The sequence below is a fragment of the Micromonospora sp. NPDC047762 genome (assembly GCF_043204655.1).
In the GTDB taxonomy this organism is placed as follows: domain Bacteria; phylum Actinomycetota; class Actinomycetes; order Mycobacteriales; family Micromonosporaceae; genus Micromonospora.
The window spans coordinates 114537-129293 of record NZ_JBIDCQ010000006.1 but is presented as its reverse complement, the minus strand read 5'-3'; the positions used below and the strand labels follow the sequence as shown (position 1 = coordinate 129293).

Sequence of the window (14757 nt, the reverse complement as noted above, 5' to 3'; positions counted from 1 at the left end):
AAACTGCATCGACATGGCTGTCACGCTTTCGGCCGCCGTCCGCGGCCAGTGGCTGCTGGCTTCCAGGTGCCAAGCTGCTCAACGGTCATGCCCACTTGGTGAGCGCGACCGCGAAGCTGCTCTTCCAGGTAGTCGGCCAGGTTGAGCTGGTAGGTGGGGTCGGTCGCGTCGTGCCACTGTCGCACCCAAGGCTGGAGTTCTGCGAGGCCGGCGACCAGGGGGACAAGCTTATCGTCGGGCCAGCCTTCGGCCTCCCTCTCGGTGATGACCACGTTCAGGGCCAGGGCCCGCTGAGCGTGGTCCCAGCCGGCCCAACCGAGCAACGGGGTGGGGTCGGTCTCACGGCCCGCGTCCGGGTAGAGGATGAACCGTTCCTTGGGCACGTCGAGTTTGCCCCGGTGTTGCCACCACGACTGCTTGCGAAAGTCCGAGATCGCGTATTTCGGCGGCACCGGAATCTCGCCGACCTCCTCACCCTTGTCCTCGCGACGTTGCAGGTCCCAGGTCTGCTCCCAAGCTTCACGCTTACGCAGCCCGGAATCCTTGAGCCGGTACGCGGCCAGGAAGGGCACGCTCTCAGTGCCCAGCAGCTCGGAGAGCTGTTGGGAAACCGACCGGTCCTTGCGGCCGTCCCAGAGCTGTAGCACGGAGACAAGGTCGGAGTCGCGCGCCACGAGGTCGGCGAGCTGATTGATCGACCGGGCGATTGGCCGCCCCTGCCCATCGAACCAGTGCGAGCGGGCCTCCAAACGGTCGAGCAGCCACGCCCTCAGCGCCTTTTCGACGCGCTTTTCCCACGGCTCGGCGACCCACCGCCGCTTGTATTCAGGGCGTTCTAGCAAGTTGATGAACCTGTTTGACTCAATCTGGTCAAGCCGCCGTTGCACCACCGCTTGATACGCCTGCGGCCAAGACGCAGGAATTTCCGTAACTGGAGTCGAACCGTGACGTACAAACCACTGCGTCGTCTCCTCACCTGCCGCAACCGTGCGCGCAAGCGCTATCTCGAACGCCCGCTCACCCAACTGCAGGGCAGGTAGCGACGCCGAAGCAACAGTGAGATCCTCCTCGATCAACCCATACAGGCGATAAACTTCCCAGTCGAGTTCCTCTTGTTCAGCAATCATCCTGTGATGCTTAGCATCGCAGTCTGCACGCAAATTCTCGAGCAGAGATGATGTCGGAGCACTAGCCCGCGAAGACGTTGCGACTTCAAAGCAACTCACAGCATTCAACGAAATGTGTTCAATTGCAGTAGCGCGGTCGACCGGCAACTTCGCCGGCAACGGCAAGTCCTTTAGCGTCGTTCCCGTAAACTCATAACGCGGCTCCCAGCTCTCATCGCCAATTCCTCCGCCGATCCCGCCATTGCCCTTACTTTGGCTATTCTGCTTGAGCCAGAAGCAGGCAGTTGAGGAATTTAACACTCCAAGCAGCGCGAGGTGATCACCCTCCGTTGCCCCCTCAGGCAACTTAACCACTGGCGCGGTTTGTTTGAAGACTTTCCCGCCTCGATCCAACACAAAATGGTTGTGTGTCGCCACAAAAGCCATAGCGATGCCAAGAGGGATTACGAAGCGTTCCGGGTGCCAGCGACTAAATTCGTACCATGTCAAGCCGATATCGGCGTGATTCCCTCCTGGCTCCCGGCGCTCCGCCAGTCCGGTTCGATGATTCCAAAGAAGCTTCAGCAAAGCAGTGTCCGACAGGTCAGCTTTCAGGTCGGAGGCATACGGAAATAGGGTCTCGACTTCCTGCGCCAATGACCAGTCTCGTACGGCATCGCCAGTCTCTAGTGGCTTTATATTTTTGCCTGATACGCCGTACCGAGACCAAGTGCCGACGGGGGCGAAGTAAGCATCGTCTGATCCTGTATGGCAAGTCCGCCCGATAAGGCGAACCTTATCTCCCACCTTCACCGACGCCCTGTTTATTTCCGCCAGTAGTGCAGACGCGCCGCCGCCGCTGAGGCTCCATGGATGGGTAGAGAGTGCCTTACGCGGGAGCCGAGTGACGGTGACGTAGGTGTTGTCGCCGCACTCGTCTTTAGCGACGTTGTCCACAATGGCTCTCCAGACCAAGCCTTGGGCAGGATTAGCTGGCTGCCCTGGCTCCCCACGGATGCCAAGCACGACTTTGACCACGTCCTCAATTGCCGACTGAGGACGCCCTACCAGAATGACGGTTGGGGTTCCGTGACCCGGAATAAAGGCGCCTGATGTGTCGACTACGAGCTTAAGGTCCTGTTTGGTAAAGAATTCCTCGATCAGGCGGGATCCGAATTCGCGTTTCATGAAAGAGTTCGACGTGATCTGACCGACCCAACCTGCCGGGTGGTCACCGGCGGCTTTCTTGGCCAGTTGGAAAAACCGCTCCATGAAAGGGATTGTCAGCGCGTACGTTCCTTTGCAAGTCGGGTACCGCTCGCGATACGCCGCGCTGAGTTTCTTGTCCTTAACCGTGACGTACGGGGGATTTCCAACCACGACATCGTACTTGCCTGGGTCGAGGATTGACCGGAGGACTGCAAGGTCCTCCGTCGCGTACGCAAACCCACTCAGCCCTGAGTCGTAGTCCTCCATACCAGGAAGGTCCAGAGCCAGCTGCGGTCGCCCATGCAGCAACGAGTCACCGGCCGCGAGGTGGAACTCGAAAGCGGGTGCTACTTCCAAGGATGTCAGGTCGGCTGCTTGGAGCGCTGCGACCATGAGTCTGAAACGCGCGATTCCGACGGCGAAGGGATTGAGGTCAACGCCGTGGAGGGCGTGGAGGGCCGCCTGTACCCGCGCCTGCACCTCTAGTCCCGGCGCGGCCGCCGCCCAGCGATCGTTGAGCCGGGCGAAGGCGCCGAGCAGGAAGTGACCAGACCCGCAGGTGGGGTCGATGAGCTTGAAACCTTCGAGCGGTCGCTCGGCGAGCGCTGGCTCCATCGTCTGGTCGAGGATGAACTCCTCGACAAACTCCGGCGTCTGGAGCAGCGCGAACGTCTTCTTGGCGTAGTCGGAGAGGTCTTGATAGAGATCGCCGAGGAATCGAGTCGACAGATCGGGATCGGCGAGGTCCCAGACGAGATCGCCATCTGGGGTGCGTTCGCGCCAAAAGGCGATGAGCCGCTTCGCGGCCTGACCCGACGGAGAGACAGTCCACAGCGGCGAATGCGACTCGACCAGGTCCTGGGTCGCCTTCGTGCTCCGCAAGTATTCGACCGACTGGAGCACCCACTCGCGGTCCGTGTCTTCCGGATGGGCGCGGAAGTAGGCGAGTTCCGCGTCCAGTGCCTCCTGCCGGCGGCCGGCGGGGCCGGCGATCCAGACCGGCTTGAGCAGGCAGTTGTCCTCGCAGAATCGTACAAAGACCGTGGTCAGCACCCACGCGACCGCGGCCTGCGTCACCCGGTCGTCGCGCCATTCCTGCCACGACATGGCCGTCCGTTCGCGGCTTTCCGCGGCCTTGTGCTCCTGCTTCCACGTTGCCAGCACGTCCGGCTGCGAGGCGACACGATCGCGAAGGTCGTCCTCCAGATCGAGGACTACCTTCTTGAGCGCTGCCGTCAACCCCGTTGAGACCGCCATTGCTACTGCTCCTTCTGGCTGGCTGCACTCAGGGCAGCTGTGCTGTCGATCCACTCGTTGTCGAGGTTGACGAACTGGTTGGGTGCGGCAAGCGGGACCGGCCGGCCGTCGACCACAGGACCGTGGTTGCCGTTGAGTTGTGGCACGAGTAGCCAGACCGCCCGGCGGCGCGGGGCGGCCAGGTCGGTCCAGCGGGTGAGCAGCGCCATGTTGTCGTAGCGGGCGAGCGGCGAGGCATCCGTGAGCAGCACGGGCGAGTCCTCACCTCCCGCTTTGAGCGCCCGCTCGACGGCGGCCTCGACCTCGGGCCAGGCTCGGCGGACCAGCTCTTCCAAACCTCGGCGGGGACGACTCGACTCCCGTTCGGCGTCGGCGGCGCGCACCAGATCCCAAGGCATGTTGGCAGCCGTGGACACCGAACGCAGCGCGTCCAGCAACACGCCGGTCAGGTCGACCGTCGTCGCCCCGTACCGGGCGTGGGCGGCATCGATCAGCCGACTAAGACGATCGGCACGAGTGCCGAGCGCGAGGAACGAGCGGCTGCCGATCGAGGTTTCCAGCCTGGCACCCAGCGCGCCCGTGGTGCCTACCGGGGAGGTGGTCGTCGCGAGACTGGTCGCCGACCGGGAATCCAGCCCGGTTGTCGCGGCACCAGTGTGGAGGGCCCGGTAGACCCGCAGCCGATCGTCGAACGTCAAGCCCAGCCCGGCGTCTGCGATCAGGCTGTCGAGCGCTGGCCTCCGCGGCAGTTCCGGCGCTGCGGGGAACCGGACCCGTACTCGTTCGCGGATCTCGTCTGGGGTGAGCTGCTGTCCGCCGAAGTCCGCGAATGTCTGGGCCAGGGCCGCGACCGCGGTGAACTCGCGGTGGTGCAGATCGCCGGCGCCCGAAGCCGCCGCGTGGGTCGATGCTGCGGCGGCCAGAGTCACCCGGCGTAGCGGGTCGGCGAGGGCCGGCGGCCATCCGCTCTCGGTGGGGACGGCCGCTTCGAGGCGGGCTTGCGCGCGCTGGGCTGGAATGACCGCGTTCGCGGCGCTACCGGTTGCGTTGACCAGGCGGTCCGCCTCCGCCGCGAGTGACTCGGCGACATCGCACAGCGCCTGATCCTCGGCCAGCAGCGTGACCACTCCCCCGCGCCGACGTACCCAGACGGGCGGCTGCGAGCCGTCGGCCTTGTTCATCGCCTTGCGACGTTCCAACGCGAAGCGGAGCAGGCCACGAGCCAGCCGCTCGTCCGGATGCGTTTCGGGCCGGAGCTTCTCGACCACCGTACGAGTCAACTCGGCGACCGTCGCGACCGAGCCGAGTTCGGTGAGGCGAACCGAGACGGCTTCAGCCAAGCGGTCGAGGAGCGCCCGCGCATCACGGTCTCCGGCCCACCGCTCTTGCAGGGTTCCGAGTAGCGTCGTTATGCGCGACTGTTGTACCGGCTCGTCGAGGTTCGCTCCAAGCTGAGCGTGCGTCGCAAAGGCATCGAGCGCCGTGTCGAAACCCAAGATCAAGCGGACGATTCCGCCACGCGACGGCGAGCGAGGTGTGGCGACAACGCTGAGCAGCAGATTTGCGGCGTCTGTGGGAGTCAGCTCCGGACCGCTACGTTCGGTCGTGCGGATCTCAGCCCCGAGCCGAGCGCGCCACTCCTTGATACGCGAGGTGATCTGCAAACGAGTTGCGTTCGCGACGCCCTGTAGGCGGGACAGCTGCACGGGGTCGACGGTCAGTAGCTCGCCAACCGTCTGGACGCCGTAGGGTTCCAGCGCCGACAAGGCGCGAGCCGTCAGCCCGGAGTCACGCAGCGGCGTGGTCAGTGTGGCTTGAGCTGCCAGTTCGTCGTAGGACTCGTCCGGCTCGGTCGTGGCGTCCTGCGCGAATATCGTCAGCCACGCAGCCCGCATCCCTTCCGCGGTGTGGTGCCGGGCGCTGGCATCGCTGGCCAGGGCCTTGCGGAAGAAGTCGACCAGGTCGCCAGCCAGCGTGGTGTCGAACATCTCCGGTTTGATGGTCGCCTCGTCCTGGATGCTCCCCGGGTCGCCTTCGCCGTCCCCGTACATGGGCGTGCTGCCGGTCGCCATCTCGAAGAGAACCACGGCCGCGGCATATCGTTCCGCGGCCGAGTCGTACCGGTCCCGCTTGCCGGTGAGGAACGGGTCGAGGTACGGCGGGGTGCCGGCCTGGAGAGCGGAGGCCGCGGCCCGGGTCAGTGAGAAGTCGAAGAGGATCAGATGCTTGGTGCGGTCGCTGCGGCTTTCCCGTACACCCAGGTTGGAAGGTTTGATATCTCGGTGGTCGATCCCGGCCTTGTCCAGCGTGACGAGGCTGTCGAGCAGGTCCGTTCCGTATCGTTCAAGTAGGTCGATCGACAGGCGGGTACGCGCCCGCAACGCGGTCGTGAGGGTCTCCGGACCGGCACTTTCGAGTAGAAGGGCACGCCGGCCACCGACGACGATCGGTCCTTCGAGAACTTTCACGATGCGGGGGGCGTCGAGGCGACGCAGCACCTCCGCCTCATCGTCGAGCCGGGTCGCGGCGGTGTCGTCGAGGGCCACTTTCAGGACACACTCGCCGTTTCCGTCGATGTGCAGATCCTGCACGAGCAGACCCACAGCAGTCGAGCCCTGCCCGAGGCGCCGGATCAGCCGGAATCGTCCATCAAGGACCGTACCGGGTGTCGCCTCGAGCGGATCGGTCTCCTCGCTTGAGGTCGCGGAGTCGCGCTCGGCCGCGGCGAGCTGCGACAGAAAAGTCGCGACGTCGGCCGTCCGCCGGCTGGGCGCCGGATCAGTTGCTTTGAGGACGAGCGATCGCAACGTCGACGGGACCTGAGGCAGCTCGATCGCCAGGTCAAGGCCGTGCTGGTCACGCAGTCGTTGCTTGAGAGCGCTACGGGTGGGTGCCGGCGCCTTCCCGGTGATCAGGTAGAAGGCGAGTGTCCCCAGACCGAAAACATCGAGCCGGATACGGTCGGCGTCTGCGCTCCACGCCCCTTCAGGGGCGCTGAACACCTCGGCTGCTCCCGGTCCGTGGTTCGCGAGGGCGGCGTTGACCAGCGAGGTCACCCCGTGGAGCGAAGAGTTGCCGGCCGAGGCGTTCTGGACGCTGCCGGCGCCTTGCCAGTCACCGACCCGCACCTTGACGTCGTTCTGGGTGCCAGGAACCGGACGCACCCAGACCGCGGGCGGAATCAGCCCGCGGTGTACGACTCGGTTGTTGTGGGCGTACTGCAGCGCCTCGCCGATCTGGCGAATCATCGACAACTGCGTTGCCAGCGGCACACCCTGATCCTGGCCTGCCAGCCATAGGTCGAGGCGCTGCCACTGCTGGTCATAGGGGTAGACGAGCCCGATGCCGAGTTCGGATTCGACCAAGTCACGAGGGCGCAGCAGCCCGTCGTGCTGCAACCGGGACATGATGCGGAACTCATGCTCCGCGATCTGCCGGGCCGACGCCCGCTCCTGCTGGCCGGCGGCCGGTGGTAGGACTCGGAACCGAATCCGGGCACGGTCCTGCTGGACCACCCGGTGGTAGGCGAGCCAATCCTGCCAGCCCTCGTCGGAGTCGATGGCCTGGTCCTCAATGACCCAGGACCCCGCCTCACGCTCCCGGCGTTGTACCAGGCCGATGCGTTCGAGCAGCTTAACCAGGATGTGTTCCTGGTTCGGGCCGATCGCCCGCCGCCCCGCGGGTTCGAGCACCAGTTCAGATATTTCGGCCAGGTTGCTTCGGGAGCTGTGGTCATCCAGGCCGTAGAGGTTGATAGTGCTTGATGAACTGAGGACGCAGCGCAGATCGGGATGGTGCAGGAACACCGCCTCCTGCACGAACGGGATGACGTCTCGCTCGTCGGGAATCTGAACGTTCTGCTCCTGCGCCCACAGACGCAGCTCGTCCTTCAGCTTGCTCGCGAAAAACTGCGCTTTGCGCCGGGTCAGCTTGAGCGGCGAATCTTCGGGGCGCCGACCGTCGCGAGCCCAACGCTGATCATCGCCGCGGAGGGTGCCAGAGTAGTACTTGAGCTCGATGAGGTGTAGCTGTTTGCGACCGAGTAAAAGTAGGTCGACCTCGTGCCATCGACCCCGCGAATCGCGGAACTCGAAGTTCGACCAGGCGCGAAACGGCGTCTCGTCGGGCATGATCGCGCGGACCAGTGCCAACCCTTCGGCTTCGTGCGGAAACTGCGAGGGCGAGACCTCGATCCAGCGGTCCTGCCCAGCCTCTGCCACCGTTCACCCTCCGCACCGCACCTGGTTCGTCCCCGAACCTACTGCCCCGGGCCGCAGGAGCATACCCGGTCAGTAGCGGGTGGCCGTCGTCTCCGCTCCGCAAGTTGCCGCCCTACGAGGGAGATGTACATCCGCGGGAATCGTGTTGGCTGATTGGTCAGAGGCTTACAGACGGATGGGGTGTTGACGGCCGTGCTGGCCGGCCCCAGCCGCTCCCCGAAAGACGTATAGCCTGTTCGGCTGCGGAGCTGGGTGCTCGGAATTCGAGTGGCGGTTGTATGGGCGATTTGAGGGCGTCGGTCGCAGAGCGGGGCGAGTCCGATTCTGGTGCCAGCGTCTCAGCGCGGCAGCCCTGGTGAGGTGAGACATTCGTCCACAAAGCGCATGAGCCGGGCCACATCTAGCCATGCGTGCCGTGCTGGTGACTTTTAGTAACCGACGTCGTCCCTCCCCGGAGTTACAGGAGGCGTAGAGGCCCGGTTAGACGCTGCGGTCAACGCGCGCCAAAGATCGCCGTCGCGTCCGGTCCTTTGGATTCGAGGCACCGTCTGACTCATCACAATGATCGAGAAGGCGATGAGCAGTGCGGACGAGAAGACCCGGGAGTACCGACCTACTCGGCCGTGGTCGGGGATGCCTTGGGCAGGCAAGCCCGGTGGCGGAGTCTGCGCAGTACCCACCGGCGCCACATCAGGCGACGCAGTCCGAAGCGGTAGATGATTGCGCACTCCACGCGCGCGACGATGGCGTTGATCCCGCGAGGGCCGAAGTCGCCGAGCAGCATCTCGGCACTCTTGGTGATGGGTGGCTGCTGCCAGGCGATCGCGCAAGCGGGTCCGACCAGGGGGTTGATGTCGGCGAGACAGGCGTCGAAGACCTCGCTCATGGCGCGGCTCTCGGCGGCGATCCATGCGCGGGATTCGGCGAGTTGCTCCTGCAGGGTGTGGCCGCGGTCGGCGAGGGCGGTGAGGGTGGCCGCGTCGTCGCTGGTCCGGCGGCGGATGCGGTAGGGGTATTCGGCCCAGGCGACGAGGGTACGCACGGCTTGGGCGTAGCGTTCTCGGCGTGCGGTGGCATTCGCGCGGGTGTTGCCGAGGATGACACTGATCAGGCCGGCGACCACGCTGGAGCCGAGGACGGCCAGGGCGATGGTGATGGTGGGCGGCTGGGTGGTGACGGGATCCGCGGCCTGCGTGAGCGTCGTTAGGTCCGTGACCACCGGCCGATTTCCTTTCGCATCGCGATCGTGGCGATCCGGTGTGGAGCGTTCCGGTCGTCGCCGTGGGGGGCATCCTCGCACGGCCATTCGCCGCTGCGCCGCCATGCCTCCTCGAAGATCAAGTGCCGGTGCACGAGGGTGACCAAGGGCTCGAGTCCATCTTCCGGAAGCCACCGCAGCGCAAGGTCGTCACGGTCGTACTGCAGGCAGAGATCCCCCGGCTGAAGATTGCGGTGCTTGTAGGGACGGCTACTGGTGCCGGTGCGTGGGTAGGCGTGCACTCGATTGCCGGGCGGCAGGATGACCAGCCGGATCTGTTCGACCGGGTAGCCGTCGGCGGCGAAGGCGGGTAGTGGCAGCAGGGTCAGTTCGAGGCGTGCGGCGCCCAGCGCGGTGGTGTGGCCGGCGGCCTGTGCCACGCCGAACACGTCGGCGTGGCGCAGGAGGTGGTCGGCCGCCGCTGCGGGATCCTGCAGAACCGCCGTCACCGGGTACGCCATGACCTCGCCGGCCGGTTGCTTTGGGCGCCGCGCTGCGAATTCACGGCCCGGCCGGTGGAGGTGATGCTGCCCGCGCTCAGTGCGGCCAGCGCCTGCGCGGCGGGCTGGGCGGCCGGGGTGGGGAACGGCTCGCCGAAGATCGTGTGCCAGATATCGATTGCGGCCTGATGTTCGCCGTCGGCGGCGAGTCGCTGCGCCTCGCGGCCTCGCTTGGCCCCGAGGCTGAACGTCTGGCTGAACCGGGACCGCTCGCCCGGTGTCCAGTCCTTGGCGAGGTCGTCCACGCCGGTCGGGTCGTACACGTTGCCCATGACCGCCTCGGCCGCGTAATCGAGCGCGGTGACCGTGGCGGTGGCGTGGGACATCTTCGTCGTGATCGCCGCGTACCACAGGGACTCGATGACCAGGCCAGACAGTTTCTCCAGCGTGGGCTGGTTGGTCTTGAACGACTTGCCCATACGGACCTGGTGCACGAAGGCGCCGAGGGTGGCCAGGTTGCGTTCACGGATCACCCGCCGCAGGGTGCGGGTGTTCGACCACTCCCAGCGGTCGAGGTCACGATCGGCGATGAACACGCCCTCCACGGCGTCGTAGTCCTCGAAGGCCGGCACCAGGTCGAACGTGAAGGTGCAGTCCGCGAACGTGACCTGCAGCGCGTGGGCGGGCTGCTTGTCCTCGTCGAAACGGGCGCCGGGCCAACGGGCGGCGACCACCCGGCGGATCGCCGCCATCGAGGCGGCCGGGCCGCCCTTGCCGGAGCCGAACCACCGCTGCCGGTGATCCTCGGCCAGCAGGACGACCATGTCGACGTCCTTGAGCGGCTTGAGCATCGTCTTGCGGGCGAAGCTGCCCTGCAAAAACGTCGACGAGGCGATGCCCGCCTCCGTCAAGACCTCGGTGACCTCCTGGTGGCGGCGCTGAGCCTGCTCCAGTTCCCGCCGGTCAAGGTTCAGCGCGGCGTCGAACTCGCCGAACGCCTCCCCTGTGGTTCGCGGTGCCATGTATACACATCCGTTCTGAACCGCCGTTCCGTGGCGGTGTCGTCCTGGCCGGAGGAACCTGACCGCACGGTGCGGCCAACCCCCGGCTTCAACCCTTCCGATCTTACTTAATTTTTCGACGTCATGTTCCGCATAGCGTTCCGCGTCGAAGGGGTAATGTTCGGCGCGGCAGTCCGGCCTTACGCCGCGAACCGACCAGAATCGGATGCAAGATCAAGGGCGGAGGAGACAGAGTGAGCGCGCCGGGGTTCCAGGGGGCACGCCTGCGGATGGCTAGGGAGCTAGCCGGGCTCAGTCAGGCCCATCTCGCTGGGCAGGTAGCCGTCTCAGCAGCCGCTGTCAGCCAGTTCGAGAGCGGCGCCGCCCGGCCCAGTCCCGAGACGCTCAATGTCCTGAGCGTGACGCTCGACGTGCCGGTCGAGTTCTTCAACCAACCCCTCGTGGAGACACACGAGGGATTCTTCCGATCGCTGCGCCGCACCGCGGTCGCCGATCGCCGCCGAGCGCGCGCCGTCGCCCATGTCGCCCACGACCTCGCGGTCCACGCCACCGCCGCCGGGCAGTTCCCCACCGGAGCCGTCCCGGAGATCCGGGTCAACAGCCTCGATGCCGGCGGGGAGGAAATCGAGCGCATCGCCGGGCAGGTCCGTATGGAGTGGGAACTACCCTCCGGGCCTATCGGCAACGTCGTGGACCTCCTCGAACACCACGGCGTCGTCGTCATCCGCCTTCCGTTGGGCAGCACCGACGTCGACGCGTTCTCCCTGCCATTCAACGACCACCCGGTCGTCGTGCTCGGCACGGACAAGAACGACCGCGCCAGATCACGCTTCGATGCAGCCCACGAACTGGGCCACCTCGTGCTGCATGGCGAACAGATTTGGGGTGTCAAAGAAGTCGAGAAACAGGCACACACGTTCGCTGCGGCGTTCCTCATGCCTGCCGACGAAATCGCCGACCATCTGCCCAACACTGTCGACTGGTCAAGACTGTTCGAACTCAAGCGCTACTGGCAGGTCTCGTTGGCCGCGCTGCTGATGCGCGCCCGCACGCTCGGTCGCATGAGCGAAGGCACCTACCTAACCGCGATCAAGGCCGCCTCGGCTCGCGGATGGCGACGAGTCGAACCGGTCCCGCTGGGCACCCCCGAGCGCCCCTGCCACCTACTGAACTTCCTCACCTCGACCGCGAGCGGAACCGCCCGCCAGCAGATGCCCACTTCTGTCGTCTCCGCGCTCTCCGCAGCCGCATAGCATTTCCACGGGCCTGGACTACTCGACGTCGGCGTGAGCGCCGGCTACTCGCCGACGGCGAACAGGTCGCTGACGTCCCGCCGAAGCTGTCCGCCAGGACGCGGGTGTTCGCCACCGGACAGGGCCGCAAGACCGACCCCACCGACGCCCGTTTCGTCGCGCTGGTCGGCATCCGCAGGGCCGGCCTGGGTCCAGTGGTCAATGACGAGCAGCTCGCCCTACGGCCTGTGGCGGGTCCAACCAGGCCCAGCCCTGCAACTCGCCAGGCGGCACCACGATCCGTTCCTCCATACCGGGGTCGAGGGTGCCCGTCGTAGATGACCATGACGCGGTCGGTACGCCCGTCGCGGGTCGGCACCCAGTCCACAACGAGCAACCGATCCGGTGTCAGATCCAGGCCGAGTTCCTCCCGGCACTCCCGGATCCCGGCCTGGTACGGAGACTCGTCAGCCTCGACGCACCCGTCATGGACCTCCTATCGCGCCTTGTAGACCGGTTTGACCATCAGAACGCTCGTCGTCATCGGGTGACCAGCAGGCCGGCTGCCATCCACTTGCGAGGCAGGCCAGCGGTGACATCGCGACGTTCGGAGGGCATGCAGAGACCGTAGGACGCCGGTCGGTCGACACGCCCGCAGCGCCGTGCGCCGACATTGTCGGCAGATGCCGACATCAAACTCTGACAAAACTTCGACATTGTGGTCCTGCCACGGGCTGCCGCCACGCTCGACAATGGGCACCTGACGATGCTGCCCGATCTCGCAGCGGCCATCGGCCGCACTGGTGCTTGGCCAGATGCTCGGCGCTGCTCGGCCGGCCCGGAAGATTTTTCACAGGCGGCAGCTGTCGTCTGCACACGCCGTGACTGCACGTCTGCAGTAGACCGGGGGTTAGCGATGGCTGACAGCGACGAGACAAGAGCCGCCCACCGCGAGCTCGGCCGCCGGCTCGCGCAGTTGCGCAGGGCCGGCGGTCACACCCAGCACGACTTGGCGCGGCTCGTGCAGTACGGCCGCAGCTCCGTAGCGAACACGGAGACCGGTCACCAGCACCCGGACCGCGCCTTCTGGGCGCGCTGCGACACTGTGCTGAAGACCGGTGGCGTGCTCGTCAGTGAGTATGACCGCGTCACCGAGCTGAACCGTCAACGACGACGCTCATCGGCGATCCAGGAGGCCAGGAGCACGTCGGGGCCGGCGACGCTGATCGATGCTGGCCACGACGCCTTGGGAGCGAATGGCGGTGCTGTTCTGTGGGAACGCGAGGACAGCATCGATGCACGCCGGCTGGCGCTGAAGTCCTCCGTCGAGGACAACATCCGTCTCGCGTATCTGGAAAACGAGGTCCGGCAGGCGATCGCCGACAACGAGCGCCTCACCCCGGTAATCCTCGTAGCGCGTATGCGACCGCTGCGCTCCTACGTCGACCAGCTCATGGCAGGCAGGCAGCACCCACCGCAACGCGCCCGGCTCTACGCCGTCGCCGCTCACCTGTCCGGACTTCTCGGCGCACTCGCCCTCGACCTGGGCGCATTCGGTGCGGCGCACGCCTACGCCGCCGAAGCGTTCGACCTCGCCGAGGCTGCCGAGCAGTCCGACGCGCAAGCCTGGGCGCGGGCCACGCAGAGCCTGATCGCCTTCTACGCCGGTGACTACCATGACGCGCTGGCCTACGCCCAGGACGGCCTGCGCCGTGGCGGCACCAGCGGACACCGCATCCGCCTCACGATCAACGGTCAGGCACGCGCCCTCGCCCGTCTCGGCGACCGGTACGGCGTCGACCGTGCCGTCGACCAGGCGTTCACCATGCTGTCCGACTACCCAGCCGGCTCGCCGGTCAGCGCTAGCCTCGCCCTCGGCCCGTACTGCCCGGCCAGGACCGCGGCCAACGCGGCAACCGCATACCTGGCGCTCGGCCGTACCGCGGGCGTCACCAACCATCTCACCACCGCGATCACCGCGTTCGACACCGCAGGGTTGGCTGGCCCGCGTGCACTCTGCCGCCTCGACCTGGCCACCGCGCACCTGCACGCCGATAATCCCGACCCCGAGGAAGCAGGCGCACTGGCGGTGGAGGCGCTCACCCTCACCGCGGACCAGCGTTTCGAATCGGTCCACCAACGCGCCCGTCAGTTCCTCGCCGCCGCCCACCCCTTCGCCCGCCACCCACAGCTACGGCACGTCGCCGACCTGCTCGCCGACCGCACACAGGTCGCTGCCACCGGACAGGCCGCTCTACCATCGCTGTCATGAGCAGCCGGGAACTGGCCAGCCTGCACGAGCGCTGGGCCGCCTACCAGGACCTGCCCAAACTCACCAACCACTGGTACTGGCGCCCGGGCTGGCGGGCCGACCGCCAGTTCTACACCTGGCACCTCACCTTCGAACACCAAGCTGAACTCCATCACCTCGTCACCGACCTGCAGCGCCAACTCACTCTGCCCGGACTGGACTTGGTGCCGCTCGACGGGCTGCACCTGACCATGCAAGGTCTCGGCTTCACCGACGAGGTCACCAACAGCGACATCGAAACAGTCGTCGCCGAAACGCGGCGACGCTGCGCCGGCCTGCCGCCGCTGGAGCTGTCGCTTGGCCCGGTCGACCCCGACGCCGAGGGAATTGGCCTGCTCATCCGTCCCTGGGACCGCGTCGAACACCTGCGCGCCACCATCCGTGATGCGATCGGCGCGGTGTGGCAGACGGTGCCGGAGGCTGCAGAAGGATTCCGGCCGCACGTGACGATCGCCTACAGCGGCTCGCAAGCGCCGACGGGACCAATCTGCGACCGCCTCAACGCCTTCCGTCGCCAGCCGCCTGCCCGGGTGACCATCCAACAGGCAACGCTGATCGCGCTGCGCCGAGAGCACCGCAGTTACCGGTGGACAACGGTGGCGACCGCGCCCCTTGGCGTGTGATGCGCCGAGACGTGCTGGCCGTGCTCCACTTCAAAATGAACCTACGATTCGGCGGCGCGGCCACCACATCTTGTGGGTC

At 66.2% G+C, this 14757-nt stretch carries 9 protein-coding genes; 3 read left to right on the top strand and 6 right to left on the bottom strand.

Annotation, left to right across the window (positions count from 1 at the left end):
- Positions 1–20: 20 nt before the first annotated feature.
- The 5 genes from pglX to ACGF3C_RS19850 all read right to left on the bottom strand — a co-directional run bounded on the left by pglX (position 21) and on the right by ACGF3C_RS19850 (position 10512).
- Positions 21–3572 carry a BREX-2 system adenine-specific DNA-methyltransferase PglX gene (gene pglX, locus ACGF3C_RS19870; RefSeq protein WP_393223903.1) on the bottom strand — a complete coding sequence of 1184 codons (3552 nt, stop codon included), beginning with the start codon at positions 3570–3572 and terminating at the stop codon, positions 21–23.
- A gap of 2 nt (positions 3573–3574) precedes the next feature.
- Positions 3575–7792, bottom strand: a complete 4218-nt coding sequence (gene pglW / locus ACGF3C_RS19865) for a BREX system serine/threonine kinase PglW (RefSeq protein WP_393223901.1) — start codon at positions 7790–7792, stop codon at positions 3575–3577.
- Positions 7793–8405: 613 nt separating this feature from the next.
- Positions 8406–9011 carry a hypothetical protein gene (locus tag ACGF3C_RS19860; protein WP_393223898.1) on the bottom strand — a complete coding sequence of 202 codons (606 nt, stop codon included), beginning with the start codon at positions 9009–9011 and terminating at the stop codon, positions 8406–8408.
- Entirely contained in the window at positions 8996–9499 is a 504-nt protein-coding gene (locus tag ACGF3C_RS19855; protein ID WP_393223895.1) for a hypothetical protein, read from the bottom strand. Before ACGF3C_RS19855 ends, ACGF3C_RS19860 begins: the two co-directional genes overlap by 16 nt.
- Positions 9496–10512, bottom strand: a complete 1017-nt coding sequence (locus ACGF3C_RS19850) for a hypothetical protein (RefSeq protein ID WP_393223892.1) — start codon at positions 10510–10512, stop codon at positions 9496–9498. Before ACGF3C_RS19850 ends, ACGF3C_RS19855 begins: the two co-directional genes overlap by 4 nt.
- A 233-nt stretch (positions 10513–10745) precedes the next feature.
- On the opposite strand from ACGF3C_RS19850, the gene ACGF3C_RS19845 reads away from it, so the two are divergent.
- A complete protein-coding gene (locus ACGF3C_RS19845; RefSeq protein ID WP_393223889.1) occupies positions 10746–11765 on the top strand; it encodes a helix-turn-helix domain-containing protein in 1020 nt (339 codons plus the stop codon).
- Here the strand turns inward: ACGF3C_RS19845 and ACGF3C_RS19840 are convergent.
- Positions 11689–12189, bottom strand: coding sequence for a hypothetical protein (locus tag ACGF3C_RS19840; protein WP_393224476.1), 501 nt, complete (start codon positions 12187–12189; stop codon positions 11689–11691). The genes ACGF3C_RS19845 and ACGF3C_RS19840 overlap by 77 nt on opposite strands.
- Before the next feature lie 471 nt (positions 12190–12660).
- Between ACGF3C_RS19840 and ACGF3C_RS19835 the strand changes: the two genes are divergently transcribed.
- Together ACGF3C_RS19835 and ACGF3C_RS19830 are read left to right on the top strand one after the other, a co-directional pair.
- A complete protein-coding gene (locus ACGF3C_RS19835) occupies positions 12661–14016 on the top strand; it encodes a helix-turn-helix domain-containing protein (RefSeq protein ID WP_393223886.1) in 1356 nt (451 codons plus the stop codon).
- Entirely contained in the window at positions 14013–14678 is a 666-nt protein-coding gene (locus ACGF3C_RS19830) for a 2'-5' RNA ligase family protein (RefSeq protein WP_393223883.1), read from the top strand. The genes ACGF3C_RS19835 and ACGF3C_RS19830 overlap by 4 nt, the downstream gene beginning before the upstream one ends.
- The last annotated feature ends 79 nt before the right edge of the window (positions 14679–14757 follow it).

What these genes read in the sequence shown, in the direction of transcription:
- pglX (WP_393223903.1), bottom strand. Translation starts at nt 3,572, where the DNA reads ATGGCGGTCTCAACGGGGTTGACGGCAGCGCTCAAGAAGGTAGTCCTC.
- ACGF3C_RS19850 (WP_393223892.1), bottom strand. Translation starts at nt 10,512, where the DNA reads ATGGCACCGCGAACCACAGGGGAGGCGTTCGGCGAGTTCGACGCCGCG.
- ACGF3C_RS19835 (WP_393223886.1), top strand. Translation starts at nt 12,661, where the DNA reads ATGGCTGACAGCGACGAGACAAGAGCCGCCCACCGCGAGCTCGGCCGC.
- ACGF3C_RS19830 (WP_393223883.1), top strand. Translation starts at nt 14,013, where the DNA reads ATGAGCAGCCGGGAACTGGCCAGCCTGCACGAGCGCTGGGCCGCCTAC.